21 protein-coding genes are annotated in these 19,080 nt (G+C 35.7%); 9 read left to right on the plus strand and 12 right to left on the minus strand.

Features of this window, described 5'->3' with window-relative positions; translation table 11 throughout:
• Positions 1 to 182: 182 nt before the first annotated feature.
• The 3 genes from A3860_RS34325 (at position 183) to A3860_RS34335 (ending at position 3,590) form a co-directional block, all read left to right on the plus strand.
• Positions 183 to 1,400: a site-specific integrase gene (locus A3860_RS34325; protein WP_081155124.1), complete on the plus strand. Its 1,218-nt coding sequence runs from the start codon at positions 183 to 185 to the stop codon at positions 1,398 to 1,400.
• Positions 1,401 to 1,606: 206 nt separating this feature from the next.
• Positions 1,607 to 2,395, plus strand: a complete 789-nt coding sequence (locus A3860_RS34330) for a serine/threonine protein kinase (protein WP_081155125.1) — start codon at positions 1,607 to 1,609, stop codon at positions 2,393 to 2,395.
• Between the two features lies 1 nt (position 2,396).
• Complete coding sequence (locus A3860_RS34335) at positions 2,397 to 3,590, plus strand: hypothetical protein (RefSeq protein WP_081155126.1); 1,194 nt, start codon at positions 2,397 to 2,399, stop codon at positions 3,588 to 3,590.
• Here A3860_RS34335 and A3860_RS34340 read toward each other — a convergent pair.
• The 4 genes from A3860_RS34340 to A3860_RS34355 all read right to left on the minus strand — a co-directional run bounded on the left by A3860_RS34340 (position 3,567) and on the right by A3860_RS34355 (position 7,351).
• Positions 3,567 to 4,223: a hypothetical protein gene (locus tag A3860_RS34340; protein WP_081155127.1), complete on the minus strand. Its 657-nt coding sequence runs from the start codon at positions 4,221 to 4,223 to the stop codon at positions 3,567 to 3,569. The two genes, A3860_RS34335 and A3860_RS34340, sit on opposite strands and share 24 nt — an antisense overlap.
• A gap of 5 nt (positions 4,224 to 4,228) precedes the next feature.
• A complete protein-coding gene (locus tag A3860_RS34345) occupies positions 4,229 to 4,882 on the minus strand; it encodes a PP2C family protein-serine/threonine phosphatase (RefSeq protein WP_081155128.1) in 654 nt (217 codons plus the stop codon).
• Positions 4,883 to 5,119: 237 nt separating this feature from the next.
• Positions 5,120 to 7,030: a hypothetical protein gene (locus A3860_RS34350; protein ID WP_081155129.1), complete on the minus strand. Its 1,911-nt coding sequence runs from the start codon at positions 7,028 to 7,030 to the stop codon at positions 5,120 to 5,122.
• Between the two features lie 60 nt (positions 7,031 to 7,090).
• Complete coding sequence (locus tag A3860_RS34355) at positions 7,091 to 7,351, minus strand: helix-turn-helix domain-containing protein (protein WP_143774411.1); 261 nt, start codon at positions 7,349 to 7,351, stop codon at positions 7,091 to 7,093.
• Between the two features lie 392 nt (positions 7,352 to 7,743).
• On the opposite strand from A3860_RS34355, the gene A3860_RS34365 reads away from it, so the two are divergent.
• A complete protein-coding gene (locus A3860_RS34365) occupies positions 7,744 to 8,706 on the plus strand; it encodes a hypothetical protein (protein WP_081155132.1) in 963 nt (320 codons plus the stop codon).
• A gap of 19 nt (positions 8,707 to 8,725) precedes the next feature.
• The gene (locus tag A3860_RS34370; protein ID WP_081155133.1) at positions 8,726 to 9,325 is read left to right on the plus strand and encodes a hypothetical protein; all 600 of its coding nucleotides are present in this window, start codon (positions 8,726 to 8,728) and stop codon (positions 9,323 to 9,325) included.
• A gap of 501 nt (positions 9,326 to 9,826) precedes the next feature.
• On the opposite strand, the gene A3860_RS41370 is transcribed toward A3860_RS34370, so the two are convergent.
• The 7 genes from A3860_RS41370 to A3860_RS34410 form a co-directional block, all read right to left on the minus strand.
• Positions 9,827 to 10,216 (minus strand): hypothetical protein, encoded by a 390-nt coding sequence (locus tag A3860_RS41370; protein ID WP_158085452.1) that lies wholly within the window; start codon positions 10,214 to 10,216, stop codon positions 9,827 to 9,829.
• Entirely contained in the window at positions 10,171 to 10,416 is a 246-nt protein-coding gene (locus tag A3860_RS34385) for a hypothetical protein (protein ID WP_081155136.1), read from the minus strand. The genes A3860_RS41370 and A3860_RS34385 overlap by 46 nt, the downstream gene beginning before the upstream one ends.
• A 26-nt stretch (positions 10,417 to 10,442) precedes the next feature.
• Complete coding sequence (locus tag A3860_RS34390; RefSeq protein WP_081155137.1) at positions 10,443 to 11,453, minus strand: relaxase/mobilization nuclease domain-containing protein; 1,011 nt, start codon at positions 11,451 to 11,453, stop codon at positions 10,443 to 10,445.
• On the minus strand, positions 11,450 to 11,803 hold the full coding sequence (locus A3860_RS34395) for a plasmid mobilization protein (RefSeq protein ID WP_081155138.1): 354 nt from the start codon (positions 11,801 to 11,803) through the stop codon (positions 11,450 to 11,452). The genes A3860_RS34390 and A3860_RS34395 overlap by 4 nt, the downstream gene beginning before the upstream one ends.
• 186 nt (positions 11,804 to 11,989) lie before the next feature.
• Complete coding sequence (locus tag A3860_RS34400; RefSeq protein ID WP_081155139.1) at positions 11,990 to 12,931, minus strand: CHC2 zinc finger domain-containing protein; 942 nt, start codon at positions 12,929 to 12,931, stop codon at positions 11,990 to 11,992.
• Positions 12,932 to 12,940: 9 nt separating this feature from the next.
• Positions 12,941 to 13,321: a hypothetical protein gene (locus A3860_RS34405; protein ID WP_081155140.1), complete on the minus strand. Its 381-nt coding sequence runs from the start codon at positions 13,319 to 13,321 to the stop codon at positions 12,941 to 12,943.
• A gap of 59 nt (positions 13,322 to 13,380) precedes the next feature.
• The gene (locus A3860_RS34410; RefSeq protein ID WP_081155141.1) at positions 13,381 to 13,716 is read right to left on the minus strand and encodes a helix-turn-helix domain-containing protein; all 336 of its coding nucleotides are present in this window, start codon (positions 13,714 to 13,716) and stop codon (positions 13,381 to 13,383) included.
• Between the two features lie 354 nt (positions 13,717 to 14,070).
• Here A3860_RS34410 and A3860_RS34420 point away from each other — a divergent pair, with 354 nt between their 5' ends.
• On the plus strand, positions 14,071 to 14,298 hold the full coding sequence (locus A3860_RS34420; protein ID WP_081155143.1) for a hypothetical protein: 228 nt from the start codon (positions 14,071 to 14,073) through the stop codon (positions 14,296 to 14,298).
• Between the two features lie 11 nt (positions 14,299 to 14,309).
• On the opposite strand, the gene A3860_RS34425 is transcribed toward A3860_RS34420, so the two are convergent.
• Positions 14,310 to 15,023, minus strand: coding sequence for a hypothetical protein (locus tag A3860_RS34425; protein WP_081155144.1), 714 nt, complete (start codon positions 15,021 to 15,023; stop codon positions 14,310 to 14,312).
• Between the two features lie 615 nt (positions 15,024 to 15,638).
• Here A3860_RS34425 and A3860_RS34430 point away from each other — a divergent pair.
• The 3 genes from A3860_RS34430 (at position 15,639) to A3860_RS34440 (ending at position 18,575) form a co-directional block, all read left to right on the plus strand.
• Entirely contained in the window at positions 15,639 to 16,244 is a 606-nt protein-coding gene (locus A3860_RS34430; protein WP_081155145.1) for a hypothetical protein, read from the plus strand.
• 113 nt (positions 16,245 to 16,357) lie between these two features.
• Positions 16,358 to 17,140, plus strand: coding sequence for a hypothetical protein (locus A3860_RS34435; RefSeq protein ID WP_081155146.1), 783 nt, complete (start codon positions 16,358 to 16,360; stop codon positions 17,138 to 17,140).
• A gap of 142 nt (positions 17,141 to 17,282) precedes the next feature.
• Entirely contained in the window at positions 17,283 to 18,575 is a 1,293-nt protein-coding gene (locus tag A3860_RS34440; RefSeq protein WP_081155147.1) for a hypothetical protein, read from the plus strand.
• The last annotated feature ends 505 nt before the right edge of the window (positions 18,576 to 19,080 follow it).

Consider the following 19,080-nt stretch of genomic DNA (forward strand, 5'->3'; position numbering starts at 1 on the left):
ACAATCCCCCAACTTTTTCACTTGATCCCGTTTTCCGGCGTCATCCGTTGCGTCATACCTAATTTTATAAAGACGCAATGAATTTTACATACGACGCTGTTTATTAACACTTTATAAGAACTGAACTCAATTTTTAACTGCCCCCGCAGGGGTAATTTTAAACCATTAAATGCAGCGTCATTATGGAAAAGAGTTTCGGTTTGTTTTTCTTCATTAAGAAGTCCAAAAGCAGCAAAGCTGTTGAGCATTTTATTTATCTGCACATTACGGTGGATGGCGTTGGCTGTGATATCAGCACAAAGCGGAAATGCGATCCGGCTAAATGGAATGGCGATGCCGGTCGGGCCGATGGAAAGACGGAGGCGGTAAAGTCGCTCAATTCTTACCTCGACCTGATACAGCGAAAAGTGTTTGAGGCCCGGCAGCAATTACTTCATCATGGCCACCCGGTAACTGCCGAGAATGTCAAAACCGTTTTTTTCGGAAAGGAGATCCAGACGCATAAGTACATGTTGATGGAAGTGTTTAAAAAGCATAACGATCAGATGGCGGAGTTGGTAGGTCTGGAATATGCACCCGGTACTTTGGAACGGTTTGAAACAGCCTACCGCCATACGCTGTCCTTTTTGCAATGGAAGTATAAAGTAGACGATATCGATATTAGTAAGCTGGATTATGAATTTATAAGCGAGTACGAGTTCTGGATAAAGAGTGTACGGAAGTGTAATCACAATTCCACCATCAAGTACCTGACCAATTTCCGGAAGGTGATCAACCGGTGTGTACGGCATGGCTGGCTTTTAAAGGACCCGTTTGCCAATTTCAAAATGACCTTGCGGGAGGTGGAACGCATAGCGCTCACAGAAACAGAACTGCAAACCCTGGTCGCCCAGCAATTCCCCACCGACCGGCTCAGGGTGGTACGTGATATTTTCCTGTTCAGTTGTTATACCGGATTAGCCTACGCCGATGTAAAGAAGCTTAAACGCTCCGAGATCATCATCGGCGTTGATGGCGAACAATGGCTGGTGAGCCGGAGGCAGAAAACAGATATTTCCGCCCGGATTCCATTATTGCCCGCTGCCCTTACCATCATTGACCGGTACAAAGACCATCCGCAATGCCAGGGCAATGATGTGGTGCTGCCTATAAACAGCAACCAAAAAATGAATGCATATCTGAAGGAAATAGCCGATGTGTGTGGAATTAATAAAACTCTTACCTATCACATTGCACGGCATACGTTTGCCACTACTGTGACGCTCACTAACGGGGTACCTATTGAAACTGTATCAAAGATGCTGGGCCACCGGAACCTGCGGACAACTCAGCATTATGCGAAGATTTTAGATAAGAAGATTGGGGAGGATATGAAGGGGTTGAGGGAGAAGTTTAAATAATACATTATAGTGATTTGTAATGTGTGAGGTGTTATTAGTTTATTGACCGATATATATTATCTTTGAATTGATTCCAACCAAAAATGAGATGGCATCCTAGAGGCCTGATTTAATCGATGCCCCCCTGTATAATTCGCCTTGCCTCATCTTTAAAAGTAAGATGATGAGCAGTTGCTATTTTTAACATTTTCCTCTTCCCTTAATCTATGGGTATTACGAGATTTGATAGGGACTTTTTGGTCCATTATAAGATAGAAAAGTTTTTTCGGCCGGAAATAAAAGGAGGGCAGAAAGTTGTCCATTTTCCTATCATTGACGGCATTAAGCAAGTGATGAAAATTTACGCAGGTGGTAAGGATGAACGATTTCAACGTGAAATGGATATTTATGCAAAATTTAAAGGCAATCCTGGTTTGCCAGTTATTTCTAAAATCGAAGAATATCATGGTGAGCTACTAGTTTTTGAGGAATACGTTGAAGGAGATCCATTGTCAGACATTATTTCCTCTTATACGGGTGATGCAGGTAAAATTCGAAAATTACTTTTAGGTATTTGCGATATAATGACCCCAATCTGGAAAAGTAAATATGTACATAGAGACCTTAAACCTGAGAATATTATGATTCAGCCAGACACTTCTCCAGTAGTGCTTGATTTTGGCATTGCACGAGACCTGGATGGAGTCTCAATTACTGCAACTGGATTTCAACCATTAACATGGAAATGGGCATCGCCAGAGCAATATGCGGGTAAAAAGGAAATGATTTCATATAGAACTGATTTTTTTAGTTTAGGAGTCATTGCATATTATTTATACCATAACACTATGCCATTTGGAGATAAAATAGATGTGATAGACGTAAAATTTAAAAGTGGCGATGAAACTTACGAAATAGATAAAGCATGTACACTGGAAAAATTTATTCGGGAAAGCATGAGATTCAGTGTTGCTCAACGTCCTAGATTAGTTGAAGATTTAATTGCATTACTCTAATATGAAAGTTCTACATTTAGCTGGACATTTAATTAAATGGAATCTGGATGCATACTATCAAAATTCCATAGGTGATGGGTTTGTGATTTGTGCTTATAATTTTGAAGATGGATATTTTAATAGGGATAAAATAAGCGGATATTCTACAAGTGAAATACTGAATAATGCCTATTTCGATCTTCAATTTTTTGCCAAAAAGGATGCTAAAAATATTAAGAAAGGAAAGTTGCAGACGTATTCATTTCATCCTGCAAAAGCTCCAGATGATGGTTCACAAACGAATGTATGGATTGAGAACCTAATTAGGCAGGGAGTTAAGTTTCAAATAGAATCGCTTGGTTTGAAGAATGTTATCATTCCGAATTATTATGAAAATGATAATCTTGAGCAATTTGTAGGGATGATTAAAACGATCAATAGATGGTTAAGTAAGAATAAAGTAGAAGGGGTTAAGTATTATATGACAATACCTATTACTAACCATACAATTATTGATGCTGAAAAAGTTGACAAGCTACTATTTTATTTAACAGACCTTAGTATTGTATTTGACGGATATTATATCTTATGTGAGTCAAAGCCAGATACTCGTCAAAAAGTTAGTACTGATTTTAAATATCTTAATAATCTTACCACAATATTACACGTTTTAAAAAAGCAAAAGTTTACCACAATATATTCTTATGCAAACTGGGATGCTCTAATTTTTCTTTCATTAACAGACATTGATTATATAACGATTGGAACGTATGAAAACCTGCGGAACTTCAGCATCAAAAGATTTACCGAAAACGAGGATGGGGGGCCATCCAAGGGTTGGTATTTTAGTGAGAAATTGTTGAATTTTATTAAGGCACCGTGGCTTGATCTTATTCGTATTAATAAGGGGCTTGATCTTATAAGAAACGAGCGTAATATTTTTTCAGATGCAATTCTTATTTTAGGATATCCATGGAGCAATCAAAAGCCAGAAGTTCATAAGAATTACCTTTTGTCAATTGAACGTTTATTGAAAGAGATTGCTTCAGTTGAAGATTTAGCAGCACGGAAACAGTATATGATTGATAAAATAGATTCTGCCATTGCTGCCTATGGAAAGCTCAATGATATGAAAATATTTTTTGACGATGAAAGCAGGAACTATCATCTTGCTACCTGGAAATCATTCCTTTCATCTAAAAACATCCTTACGTAAAGTTTCATTTAATAACATCCACATTGCAGGATTAATTGGGGATTCCTTTTGAGGCTTATAGTGAATTGAAAGACGTCCATCTGTAGCGATTTCTGCTAAACCAACATTTAATTTTTTAAATTCTCCTATGTTTTTAATAGCTGGCTGAGAATTTTGGGAATCTAAAACTACAAATGACTTTTCTGCAAACCATTTATATTTAAATGCTTGGTGTAATGCTCGTCGCCAGTTTTTTAACTTTGCTTCAATTGCAATATTTGAAAGGCTAACCCCCTTATAAATTCTATTTAATTTTATAAATGTGTCACATTTGTCTATGTAACTTTCTTGAATCAATTTATTTAAAGAACGGTTAATTGCGGTGGAGTTAGTTTTTGTGATATCTTTTAAAGCTTCAAATGATATTTTCTTTTTTGTCTCGACAATTCGATATACCATTACATCAAAATAGCCTAGAGAAACTGACGTTTTTTTTCTTTGGTGACATAATTTTGAGATAACCAGATCTGCAACGCCAAATCCTAAATCGACTTCTTCTGATATTTGAGTATTAAATTTATTTGTATCCCAATGACAAATTGAAACATAGTTAGTTTTCAAGACATTTACCAACTCTTTTTCAGTAATAAACATATCTATTATTTGATAAAAATATAAGTTGAGTCGTCAAAGTTTTTCCCTTCTACTAAAGAATTTATACTGTGCTCAATTGAGGATATTGATTTTTTGTGAAAGTTGTCAAAAAATGTCAAAGGGTCAATTTCCAATAATCGATAAAATCCATCTGTGCAAAGTAGTATGTGATTATGATCTATTTCTCTCTCATGTTGTCTAAAATCATCGATTAACAAATCTGGATTTCCCAAGTATTTGGACAATACATTCTCTTTATAGCTATCATCTTTCGTAATTGCTTCAATGTATTGACTTGTAATAATATAAACTCTTGAATCGCCAAGCCATGAATATAATATTGAGTTATTCGTTTTGTTATTATAGACTAAGCAATAAGTAGTATAGGGCTCATTTAAATCAGAGGTAACCAAATATTGATTTAAATCGTACATAAAAGTTTTAATATCTACATCTGGATATAAATATGTTCTGTAATTGGCTTTAATAAAACTTTTAGCTTTTATTGCAGCGTCTTTCCCATTCATAGCACTACTTACGCCATCAAAAACGGCAAAAATATTGTATGAATTTTCATCTATTACGAGGTATTCGTCCTTATTCTCTTTGCTTTTTATCCCTTTTAATGTTGCAGTAATAAAGTTGTTATAATTGCTCATGAAGTAATGTTTCTATCCAAGAATCGACGAAATTAATTTACTAAATTTAGTTAATAAAAAAAAATGAAAGGAGTGCAATTTAGTACTTGAAAGGTATTTGTACAAATGACATGATAGCGAAGGCGTTATGGAGTAAATCTTTATAAAATAGAAATATTTAAAGAAAGTAAATTTTTAATTCAAAAATAATAATATTACCTAAGAACAATAAATCACCTTAATTCATCCTTGAACAAGTTAGTCATAGCCAAATCTTGACTTGCTCCAGTTTTCTGTAAGTTGCCTTCTCATTCTGGCAACCAATACCGCATCTGGAACAGTACTAGCTGCTATTGAATCTAAATAATCCAACATTTGACGAATTGATTTGTTTCTTGCTCCAATCCTATTCAAAACAGCCACCAGTCTACCGATAAAATACGCAGCCAAAGGAATGCTTGTTTGTGCAACAGCTGTAGAACTGTCTATTAAAAATCCTCTAATGTCAAACGCTTCTTTTGCGTCTTTATAATAAGCATAAGCTTTTACTTCATTATTGAATCGCTGGACTAATTCCGGTAGTTCATTTTCATTTTTTATATGTTTTGTTAGGTCATAAATCATCTTTCGAAAACGGTCAATATCGCCACTGTGGAAACTAGAGGCAAATTCGGTTAAGGGAACGTCTTTTGAAATTACCATTATTTCTTCTACTGCTGTATTAGAAAATAATTGATTCCCAGGTACAAAGTCTTTTGGTATACCTGAATACATGTTTGCAATCAGCTCTGCTAATGGAGCATCATTGTACATATTTCGGGAAATTAAGTTTGCCCCGAATGCAGCAGCGTAACTTACGGACGGGCTTGTATCCATAATTTCTACACCATAATCTTTATTATGCTTAGAAAACATATAGTTCAAAATATGGAACACTCCAGATTGATTAAGACCATGACTACCTAATCTTTGTATACTTTCAAAATAATCTCCCCACACCAGGCACAGTATTTTTATTAGACTTGTGACTTCCTGTGTTTCAGGTTTGTTTTTAAGAAATGTATATAATCCATGAAGTAGCTCATACTTTGTCTCAATATCGAATGGTGGATATAGTAGTGGCATCCTATGGCGCAGGTCAGTCACAACTACCGCTGCCAACCTTCGACTTAATATAAATTGATTGCAATTTAACATGGTAAGTGCAGACCATACTTCAGGCGAATACCGATCTAGGGGTTGATCTAAGACTAATTTAATTCTTCCAATATGGCATAATTTAAGTAATTCGTCCATTGTACAGCCGAGCGACTTCATATATGAATTATGATGCTCTAATATTGGCATTCTAAGAAAAACTGTATTATATAAAGTTAGATAATTACGGATATCTGAAGGATGTGCGTATTCAGACACAAGACAACTCGAGGTCGCATTTAACCAACCATCTTTCATAAAGTCTTTGCTGTTAGGATTCGACTGTAACAATTGATATTTTTGGCTCATCCAAAAGTCTTCATCTTCTTCACATATCCTGCGAAGTTCCGGGTGTCGACTGAATATTGTTTTTGAGGGTTTAAGTAGAATAGGTTGTTCTATTAAACGCTGTTCAAATTTTTCAAGCGAGGCATTGACTTGAAACTCTATATTTATTCTTTCATTAAGTTTTGTAAGTACTTCTTTGAATTGCTCAATCTCTGTATTCGAAAGTTCTTTTTCTGTAATAACAGTAACTAATCCGTTTTGATCTTGGAGTTTAAATTTTGGAAAAAGCTTAGGAAGATTTAATAGTAGATCATAATAAAAAAAAGTTAGGTTTCGGGGAGACCCAGCGAGATCAGCTATTTCTATTTGGTTTAAAGGTCGAACTTGAGTGGCTCTTTTGGGAATATAGGCAGATATGAGTGTTGGGCTAGTTAAAATTTTATTTTTTTGGAACCATTCAGAGAATAGTTCGCCATCCATAGTCAAACTTTCCTTTCTTAAACCAGGGCAAACTATGAAGTAGTTTCCATCAAGCTTCCATATTCCTCTAATTTTTAAATGTGGCTGCTGCAGACATATAGTCTGATAATCACAATAAACCGAATTGGGACATTTTTCTAATTTTTGAGTATCGTGTTTTGTACTACTAATTTTCAAAAGGAATTGCTTAAAAAATGATTTCATGAAAGATTGACAAGTTACAATTAATATTTAGACGTTAAATTGGATACAAATAGAGGTGGATCAATCTTCTTGGTCTTTTAGTGATTTTATCGAAAAACCTAAAATTTCCTTAGTAGTAAGCTTATAAGCTAAAGCAATTTCCAATAAATTATCAAACCCAAAATTTACCTGGCCTTTCTCAATTTTACTTAGCTTACTATTGTCAATATTAGAAGTAAACGACAATTCCCGAACACTCTTTATTTTTAACACATTCTCACGGTGCCGCTGAAGGTATTCTCCGAACTGTTTTCTGATTTGTTCTTTAGTTTTTGTATCCATAGTGTTTCTTAAAAAAGAAAGATGGACACATTTGGGGAAAATTATTTGGTCGAATTCGACCAAATCGGAAAATTTTGTCTATCTTAGTGTATAATTGGAAACTACCTCTATTAAAAGAGGTTTTATTCACGAGTCTCGCCACACGAACCTGAGAAATTCAACAAATGCGAGAGTAAGTGAAGCCCAATCTCTATATTTACAATATAGGGTTGGGCCTATTTTGCTCCTTCGCATTTGCCTACCATGTGGTAGGGGGCTTCTCAGGGCCTGTGTGGCAGGGGCGGTAGGCATCAACCCTTTTTTATATTCTCTTTTAGCACGTTTTAATTCGTGCTCAAACCTACCTTCCCGGGGCTCATCAAACCATATCATGTAATCTAAAAACTTCTCACATGAATGAGCCATTAACCAATGCCCGTCCTGGGATATCCTTTTCTGGCAAAACCCACAACAATCATCCCCATTGGCACAATCAACCGTTACGCCTCTCTAAAGAACAAAAACGAGATCCATTGCCGGTATTAGATGACTTTTTTGAATGCTATCATTTAAATGACGTTCGGCAAATGTTATGGCAATGGCTTACCACCGTTATTTCCAGCCATCAGAGCATATCAAATGATGCGCTTGACCGTGATAATCATCTTTATTTCTATGAAAAAATTGAGGGAATCATCGAGGCTGCATATGTAATGAAAAGAAAATTGCATAAACACCGGCGTAACATAGAGAAACGGCTATTGAAAAAAAGCTGCCAGCCAGAACATACCCAAGCTATTCAAACACCTGAACATTCTAACTCAGATACCGCAGCTATCAGGCTTGCCGCGGAAAACTCAGACAATGAAGAAGTATTCAATAAGCCAAAGCAACTTCTGGAATACGTCGATGAAGCTCCTATGTATGTAATTAGTGAGGTTTTCAGATGTGAATCACTGGCTTTTCTTCGAGATCAATTGCGTGACTGGCTGCATGTTGCTTTGTCTGCTGACAGCTCTATGTATGATGATGGGGAGCAACGTAGACAGTTGCTTTCATTCCATGATCCATTACTGGTATTTGTCGAAGCCCTTTTTATTATTTATAACCAGAATAGGGATAAAAAGGTAAAAAATGAAATGGTAGAAACTGATAAACCCAGACTACTAAGCAAGGATCAGATTGCCAACCCGATGCAGGTTATAACCGGATTCTTCGAAAAGTTTCCGATGGTATACATAATCCGGGAATTAAATGACTGGTTGGAAGCTGGAATTTGTTATGCTGGGGATTACCCTGATAACATGAGCGAGTTGCAGGTATTATATACATACCGGAATGTTTTATGTCTTATAAATGCAGCTGCCAGACTTTAACCGTATAAATTCAAAAACTATGAAACTTACAGGGGACTTTTCTGAAGAGAATTTGAAAAAAGCGATGTTAGCTAAACGAAAGCGTCTTATTGAATACATAGATGACGATCCCCTTTATGTACTTAAGGAGGTTTTTAAGCCAGGGGAAGATTTATTTATTAGTGAAGAATTAAATTATTTGCTGATTATAGGACTGTCTTCTGATCTCTGTGCATATGATGATTGGGGAAATCGTCTGCCATTAGTCTTCTTCTACGACCAACTACTTTTATTGGTGGAAGCATTATATATCCTCAATTTGCGCAATATAAAAAGTGTCGATAAGAAAGAAAATGTCTACGCTTACGAAATCAATTTATTAAGTAAAGAACAAATTGCTAACCCCAAACAAGTGATCGTTGATTTTTTTAGAATATTTTCAATAGATTATATTATGAGGGAGACAGAGGATTGGTTTCTAGCAGGTATTACTTATCCAGCATCATTGCCTGAAAACATTTATGGCCCGTACCACATATATTGCATCTATTGCAATGTATTATGTTTAATTAAATCTGCTGAGCGTCTGATTCAGCAAGAACATAAGCTTTCCATTAATTGGACAGTAGAAAATCCTTAAAAACATTTTAATAGTTCATCCCTCCCGTCATAAGCCATGCTTATTGAGCAGCCTACAGTTGTGGAAACCCGTCGATGTCTATCGGCGGGTTTAAATTGAATTGAAGGGTGTCTGTCAGGTTAAAATACTAATCAGTGCCATAATCATAAAGTCCCGATGTGTCTACACTGGGGCTTTTTTTTCATTTTGAGGTTCCTGTTTGATTCCTTACTATTGTTTTTTTTAGTATTTACAATCTATTCCATGGAAACACAAATTGCCGAAATCATTGAATATTCGATTGCCATTTTATTACTGGGGTATTCACTTCTGGTCCTAAAACACAGAAAACTTATACAGAAAGAATTCTTCGGTTTATCCTTGTCAACCATTATTAAGTTGATATATTTTGCAATAGCAATATTCATCATTTTAATTATAGCTGCTTTTATTAAATTATCCTAAGCCATGATTTATAAGGGAGTTTATTCCTAATGCCCGGAATTTCTAACCGGAACTTTTTTATTTCATCTTCCTTTTTAAATCACTCACCTCCCGTTCCTTAGCATCCACTAATCGTTGGATCAAATTCCGAACGGAGTCTTCTCCTTGCAAAACTGTTTTGTCAAAATCTAGCTGGTTCTGGCATAAACTATCTGTTAAAACAAGTATCCGATGTAAAGCTGGATTGGCTTTTAGTTTAAGGTACCGGTATTTAAGATCGTTGGTCTGGTATTGATCCAATTTTTGAACGGTACTATACCAGCCACTACATACCAGGCATAGCACAACAAATAATATTGCAGACACCCAAACGATTTTAGGAACATGGTGGTGATGTATCACTTTATTTTCCACAGGCTGTTTTAATAAGGCAACACCAGTTGCCAGATTCCCTGATAATTCCGCCATTTGTTTAGAAGGAAATTTATACCAGTAATGGCGACTTTGATATCGGTTAGTTGCTTTTTTATGTCAATGATGTCCTGCCGCGTCTCTTCAGTCGATTTTAATTTTTCCTGCATCACGGTTATTTGTTCTGCCTGTTTTTGTATTTTATTTGTTACCACCTCTGTAAAAGGAGTAGCCATTTCTCTATTCTGTTCAGTCATATTCATATTTTTAATAGTTCTAAGGATTATCTTTTATGCCTGTGCGATTGTTTTCTTTTCTTTCGGAGGTATCCTTCATGGGTAAATTCATATGGGAGATGTTCTTCGGTAGATTCAGGTTTGAGAAGATCCTCAAATATTTTATTCATTTGTTTAAGAACCTCACCAGCCTTTTCCGATCCTGCAATATCCGGGTCAGTCTTTTGAGAGTTGCGTTTTGACAAAGAATGAATTTTTCGGAAAACCTGCCCGGCATCCTGAGGTTGGCTCGATTCTTCTTTTGCTTCCATCACTTTTTCAACATCTTCTTTAATACCTTGTGCTAACGTTTTCTGCAATCCCGTGAAGGAAAATTTGCGGTCTACCTGGCTGCCTTTAAATGAATAGTTGCCTGTTTTAAAACTTACGCCTTGGATCTCTTGTGTCTGTCCTTTGTATTTAAATTGTGTGTCAATACCCTGATGTTTCAGCCTGGCTACGAGTTCATTTAATGAATTACAATGCGGCAAGTTCCCTGAAATGGCCATATACATTTTATACCGGGCAACCTCATGCTCGTTCATGTTTTCCAGGTTGGTAAGCGCAAGGTCCTTTTTTATAGCCGGTATTAATTTGTATTCCTGCGTCAGTTGTTGAGCTACTTTTTTACCCCGTAATCCTGTGAAATTATCCTTTATGACATTGCCGTTATTATCAACCATGTTGGCCACAACGTGCAGGTGCAAATGTGATTTATCGGTGTGTTTTACAATTGAATACTGGGTATTTACAATTCCCAATCGCTCCAGGTACTGCCCGGCAATCGTTGTTAATGTTTCATCGGATGGTTTTTCCGATGGGTGAAAACTTAATATTCCGTGGAAAAACGCTTTTTGCTTTCCTGGTCGTAGTTGCTGCTGGCGGATAAAATCTTCTGCCATCAGCTTGTAATCAAACTCTCGCACGCCGTCGGTTGCCAACACTTCTGATCCAGGTTTATTGCAGATGTACCGGCAGGTATGATAAACTGAATCGGCAGGAACTACTTTACTGATCATGGTTTTAATTTTTTAATGATCTCATTTAATTGCTGGCGGTAGTTTTCAAAAAAGATCATGGTTTGGAATAACCCTTCCCGATGACATGCCTTTGCCATTTGATTCATATTGTTGGTCATGCCAACTAATTGCCTGGCAAAATGCTGTTCTTCTTCTGTTAAACGGGGTGTTATAGTAGAATAAATAGAGGCCCTGCGGATATAATTTGAAACTGAAAAACCACAATTGGCAGCTTTTTCTTTTACAATAAAATACTCGGAACGGCTAAAGCGTACACTGGCATTGATCTCCTTTTTAACATTTTTAGCCGGTCTTCCGGCAGATTTTTTCTTCTTTTCCTCTTGCTTCATACTCTTCAATTTTGATTGTCTTTTGTATTTCTTTTTGCGACCAACGGGAGCAAAAAGCGAGCGCGTGTTTGGCCATCAGGCAATTTTTGTTCTACAAACACACCGCTCGCCATAAAAGCCGAGCAGTCTTCCCCCTGGTTGGCAGGTCTTTTACTATGGTTAAATCATTGCTCTGAAGTTGGGGAGTTATAGCTTCCTTCCATGTCGCTGGTATTGTTGCTGGCTATTACGGTCATGAACCAGCCAATCGTTTAGGTCTTTATGGGCGCCGTAAAATTCGCTTCTGTCTATGTACTTGTCGCGGTCCCAATTCAACGCTTTTTGGGTATAATTTTTACCCGGCATATCCCGATCTAATAACAAATGAACACGCAGATGCTTTTCCATTAGATCACGGCTTTTATCGACAAATGAAAGGGAGTTTAAGATCAGGGAATTGGTTAAGGGAGCCGCCTGGCTTCCATTAATAGTGCAAAATGAAAGGAAGGAAAAGAAACCTTCAAATACGGCGATCTGTTCCGTTTTGTTGTCAATGAAAGTAGTGTCTTTGGGCGAACTGCTGCCTTTAAAAGTATCGCTTCTAAGTTCATAACCTCCGGAATTATTGAGGAAGCCAATTACGGTATGCTGTCTTCCATAAAGAAGAAAGTCAACTTCCTGGCAATATTTGCTGGCAATTCCCAGTGGGATTTGCCTTTTTTCCAAGTAACCTATCAGGTTATTTGCTGACAAAGGGCGGGTGGCCTGTACCACAATTTTTGAGTCTGTCGGCTCTTTCTTTTCACCAGCAAAGCGGAGGGACGAAACCGCGGACCCGCCAAAGACAGTGAGCGGGTGAAAAGAAAGGACTGGTTGATTTTGAAAATCTGATAGCTTTCTAAGCGCTTCGCTGGTTGTACAATTGTGGTACATGGTACTAAGATCAATAATGTCACCGCCCTTACCTATACCGAAATCGAACCATACATTGAGCCTTCTATTTACTTTAAATGATGCTGTTTGCTCCTGACGTAATGGTGACAGATACCAATAATCCTGGTTATGCACCTTTTGCGGGTGATGGTTTAATGAAGACAGGTAATCGACCATATCAATCTGCTTTGCCTGTTCACACGATAACTGTTTCATACTTGAGTTTTAAGATTCTTTGGTAGAATTAGGTTTTTCCCGTTTGTATTTTGGGGTAGGATCAGCTGAATTACCGTCGGCTCCGCGAATAGATTCCCGGCTGAAAACTTTTGGGTTATTTATGCCACTACTCCGGATGCTATCTTTTAGATCCAGCCACAGCCTGATATTGTAATCCGCCAGCTCGGCCAATTCCTCAGAAGTTAATTTGTGCGGGTTGGAAACGGTGCGAGAGGTTTTCCCGTCAGATTGCTCCTCGAATAAGGAAAAGATATTTGGAACAAAGCCTTCACCGATCTCGAGTGACCGGTTAATAAAGAAGCTATTTCCATGTAACCTGATGTGTTTTCCGGTGCTTAGCTGGAATGTTTGCCTTTTGAATTCGGCCATAAGAATTAAGTTTAAATGTTATAAATGCCATTTCAATAAGGGCTGGTGAAAAGAAAGACTTAAGTATCCATGTCCTGGGGTTCTGAGCTCATAAGCTTTTGAACGTCCTGGAACAGGAAATACACACGCGACCTTACTTTTACCGGTTTCAGTTTCCCGGCTTTGATCCAACTATAAATGGTGGGTTTGGTGACCTGGAACAGAGTACACAACTCCGTGATCTTTAAAAGAGGTTTGTAGGTTAGTCCGGGCGTTTCCAATACATTCCCTTTCGGGATTTCCTTTTCTATCTTGGCTACTTCTTCCCGGATGATTTGCCGGATGTTTTGCCAGTATGCAGTCGGCTCGTAGGGAAACAACATGGGCGTGTTTCCATTTTGGGATAGTTCTTTCATACACATTACTGGTTTAATGGTGATTAATAAAGTAAAGATGCTTTAAGGAAAAGGGGAAATACCAGAGTGTGTGGCGAGGCTCGTAAAGAAAAAAGTGGGGTAAATGCTAAAGCACTGATAAATAACGGTGATGGGATTATTTGTCCGCGCTGTTTGTAAAGCGACTTGTTTTGATACCGCATACCGGTAACCTTGTTTTCGTTCTGCATAAAATCTTTCATACACATATCTGTTTTAGGGCTGCAACATACGTTAACAGGTAGGCGGGAAAAAGCTAAGTATACTTAAGAATTGAATAAATGTTGCTTTTAGGGGTATATTTGGCTAAACTCATCAAATGCGTAGGTTGAATATATGGAAGCTAACAAAGAATTTGTGAAATGTCAGAATTGTGAAAAGGTAATAGCTGAACTAAATGATGTTGGAATGGAGCCAAGTGCGGAAGAATGTTATAAAATGGGCAATGTACCTATACCCAATATGGGCTGGTTATGCTGCCAGGAATGTGCCAATGAATTCGAAAAGAAACATGAAGTAACATTTACCAGAACACCGGATGGCAGAGTTGATTACTATGTTTAATTTTCAGAGAGTCACCGATTCAATTTCAATTCAAGTTCATGCAGAATTTTGGAAATATTGATATTCCCCGAATCTTTAAAAAAGTCTCTAGCATTTTCAACTCCCTTTAACATCTCAGCCCGCTCCTTGGCAGAAAGACTGGGTATTTTATATAGCCTGGAAAGATTCTGTTTTAGTTTGTCTTTGTTCGAGCCATAGAGTTTGTTAAGGAGCTCGGCTGATGAATCATTGGCCGGTAACAACGGTGTACTGCTAATTTTACAATTGACGTAATATATGATTATTAGCGTCGGTGCCTGAAACTGGCTGCGTTTACACTTTGTTGCTTCTTGTGCATGTGCCGCTAATTTTTCCTGTTCACCAGTAATAGCCTCGAGCTTAGGCAAAAAGCTCCAAAAGAAGCTTGGAAAGTAAATAAATACCGTAAGGCTAAATAAGGCAGGTATGCCGGCAAATAAAACGGAGGCAAATAAAGTAAGCCAGCTGCTACATTGAGGGATAGTAAAAATAAGTGCAACTCCCATGATCAGGCTAAAATGCTTCAAAGCCTCTCTGAACCAATAACTTGCAATTACAGACCTTCGGGTAGCCTTGTGATTCCAGGCAGGATACAACTGAAGGTATTTCTCATGTTCAGCTATAAATACCGTTCTTATTGTGTTAATATCTAATGTGTCCTCGTGGGTTATGAAGGATGCCATTCTCCTCAAATTCACTCTTCGCATATTTCCTGTTTTACTTAAAGTTATAAAACTTAGAGTACATTTGGAAATTTGACAAATTCTGAAAAGCGGTTGAAATTAACCTACAAATATTCTGAAATCTGTGTATATTGCTAATCTGAAAAATTGTGTATGTAACTCGCTCTGTTTTGCGAGTTACATTTTAAAAGGCAATGATTAGTGTTAGCGTTACAGAAGGTAAGCTTTGATTAATTAGTAGCGTTTATTTCGGTTTATACGGCATAATTACTTTAGAATTTTTAAATCCCTCTTGTAATAAATCTAACATTGTTGCGACAGATATATAGATTACTTGTTGTAGTTCATGGTCTGCATAACACACTTAAATAATTCAATCCTACCCAAATTATTCCCCTTGTCCTATCACATTGATGCATTGTATCCAGCTAATTAATTGATCTCCCTTTTCTATTAAATCTTCAGGCAATTGTGTTCTTTGGAATGCAATAAGTCGAAATATTATTATGTCTGGTCGATTATTTGACGGCTCTAAAAGGCGCAGGTAATTTCATTCTAATTCAAAGCATGGATGGCTTTTCATTGAAATAAAGTTTTAATAAGGAAGATGATTATTACTATTACCCAAATAAATCGCACATGAAAAATGGTAAAATTGAAGTTCCATTAACTTCATTTATAGATTTTGTAGCAAAGTCTGGTATCCCTAAAATGACGTGCGCTAAAAAAATAAAGAATCAATTAGATGAACCATATAGTCCAGCAAAAGACTATTATAAATGTTTCAGAGAATCAGTAGTTGAACTACATCGAAAGAAGCTTGATAAAAAACAGCTTTATGAATTATTTGGAATGTTACCAATAAGAAAAGAAAATAATTATAGAGAAATGGAGAGTGGTTATAAAAAGTTTATGGGAAATAAAAATGTGACTTGGTTTGAACCTCCTCGAAAAAATTGGTTTCAGGGAAATTTAAAAATACCAATTAACCCTGAAGTAGCGTTGCAATGGGATGATAGGAAATATCTGATAAAGCTTTATTTAAAAGCCGAGAAACCAACTAAAGACAGAGTGTCTAGCGTGTTAGCTCTTATGAAAGAAGTTTTGCAAGAACAAGATTGTAATTATTCATTGTTAGATGTGCGTACAGGGAAATTACATTTGTTTGAACAAAGTATGCTGACTTTAATTCCATTAGTCAAAGCAGAAGCCCAGTCATTAGAGGTTATTTTAAATCAGATATAAAGAAGAGTTAAGATCGGGTTCTACCTTCTTTAGACATCAATACTTTATTCTTAAAGTATCAAAACATCGCGTTTATACAAATAAAATTGCATAGAAGTCAAAATCATATTTAGATGAAACAGATTATTGGAGGTTTATTACAAAGTATAATTCCTTGTATATTATTATATGTATTATATCGAAAATTTAAAAAATTATTACCAAGTTACCTTAATGAAAAAGGTAAAAATCTGGCAATGAAAGAAGACGTTCCTGAATTGACACAATTAGCTGAAAAGGAAAAATTTATTTTTACAGAGTCAACAGAGCAGCTGAAAGCAAAACTACAGTTTTTAAATGTTGTGCAGAATGACTTAACATCGATAGAAAGAGAAGCAATTATTGATTTTAACGAAAAATTATTTTTACTTAAAAATTTTGTTCTGGATATAAACTTTGGATATATAGATGACGCAAATAATGAGGCAATTGATGAATATATAAGGAAATTTGAACAAAATAAAAATGCATGTTTAAGTAGTGAGGCAAATTTTAAGCTTTTTATCGGAGATCCTGATTTATTTCATTCGGTTCAGGTATTGAGAGTAATGATATTACTTGAGTGGCGAATGACAAATATTTATCTTACTAAGGTAAGGGCAAAAAATATTGAATTGGAATTTGTGGCAAAAAACTGTCCAAATAACGATGAATTGCTGAAAAGGATTTTCGATATAAGTAATCAAAAAATTGCTTTTTATACTGAGTATTGTGAAACGATATCAGAGCAGTCTATTATAATTGAACAAAAACTTAATGAGTTCCATGCAAAATGCAGAAGTTATTTGTATAAATTATTAAACGATCATGTTGTTGTTAAAACGGAGGAAAAAGGGAGGGCGTTGCAAGTCGTTTAAGCACGGAAACATTTTGAGCCGTTTCAAATATAGTTTTTAATCTTCTAAACAGGTTTATAAGATTAAATCTTTATTTAGAAGATTTTACTTTGTAAGAAAGGTAACTAGCTTTGCCAAATAATTTATTTCATTTCGTATCTATATGAGTTTACTAGAAGACATTTTTTCAAGATTATCCTTAAACGAGGTCGGTACCCACTTGCGAAATTATTCTGCACTGTATACAAGCCCTTTAAAAGTTTGGAGAAAATCTATTTCAGATAGAAAAGAAAGTTATAATCTTGTTATTCTTCATTTAATTTATTATTGCATTTTTATTTATTTTATAGTAAAAGAAATAACATTGGCAGTTCCGATTGCAATTTTGGATATTGCTCTAACTGTAATCCCATTCTTATTTTTTATTATTCCCTTTCTTATTTTTACTAGAGTTTTTAAGAAGCGTTATAACTGGAAGAATTTATTTCGATTATTTATTATTATTAAACTACAATTTATTCCGATTTTTATTTTACTATTCTTACTAGCACAGTCAGTAACGGAAGAGTCACTATATTTAATTACAGATAATTTCATATGGCTAATATGGATAGCCCTTATCATTACTTTCCCATCAATAATAAATATCGCATTTTGGAAAAAAGCAATATGGATATTGGTCAATTATCTTTTTTTTCTACTAACCATTTCTCTTTTGGCGTTTTCAATGGAAAGGCTCGATAAAACCGGAAGAATGTTTTCAAAGTTATCTATAATATCACCCAATACTGAATATTCATTGTTTGAATCCAAAGGGCTATACTCGCCGTTACTTTTTGATGACCGACATTACTTTGTTTTAGCCCAAATTCAATATGATTCATCTATTTCCTTGTCTAAAACGCAATTTGTAAATAGTGAATTTAGATTATCGTTTCTGAAAACAGAAATAAAGAAGCTTGAATCTACAATGAAAATTATTGATTCATTAAGCAATCCTAATGGTATGAAAAGGAATGCTGTGAATAAAAAAGCTGATGTCAGCTATGAAATAAAGGAATTTTCATTTCCGTTTTTGGACTCCTTTAGAAATGATTTAAATTCTAAATTTTCTTTGCTACTTGCCGAAACAATGAAAATGAAAGATTCTTCAAAATTTGAAAGTAATCGTGAATACTTCAATATACTTACAGACTATTTAAAATTATATGAATTATCATATACGGATTCAAATGAAATAAATAAAATTATTAAAACAAGTACTATAGAAAGTACTATAAGATTCGACGCTAATGATATTGGAGTTATGTTTAAAGTAGATTCTACTTATTATGGTGCAACGAAAAAGAAATTGCAACTAGTCGAATCTAATTTCGCAGATAGAAAAAGCAACTCAACATTTTTATTTGATGTTCTATTTTTTCCTTTTGATTTATTTGTTGAAAAATTGGAATAAGCCCAACGACTTTTTTTGTAAATGTCCAGAATCACAAATTTCTATTAAAGCAAATAATTTACACCTACCTTTACCCCATTAGTCTACCTGAACAAACCCATGTAAGAATAAGCCTCTCCAGCTCATTGAATCGACCAAAAACTCGACTGAAAAATTAAATAGCTGATTTTCCTAAAGATATAACGACCGCACATATTCCGTCTGGAAAAGTTCGCCAGCAATGGGACCTTGGCGCATATGAGACAATCCTTGTTAAACATGTTTAATGGACTTTTTTTTCTAAAAATTGATTTAAATCAATTAAAAGCCATGGAAAATACCGTGAAAAACACCCTTTTATAATTCAGAATAAGTTCTAACCTTTAGGCTGCCTTACGTGTCTTCTCAACTCAGTTTCCTATTTATAATTATTGGTCAGTCTTATGAGTGATTTTAGAGAGTATTTCTTGGGCTTATTCGATAGCCATATTGCTACAGGTGTAAATTCTTGTCATGTTGACCCAGG

The organism is Niastella vici (assembly GCF_002077945.1).
In the GTDB taxonomy this organism is placed as follows: Bacteria; Bacteroidota; Bacteroidia; order Chitinophagales; family Chitinophagaceae; genus Niastella; species Niastella vici.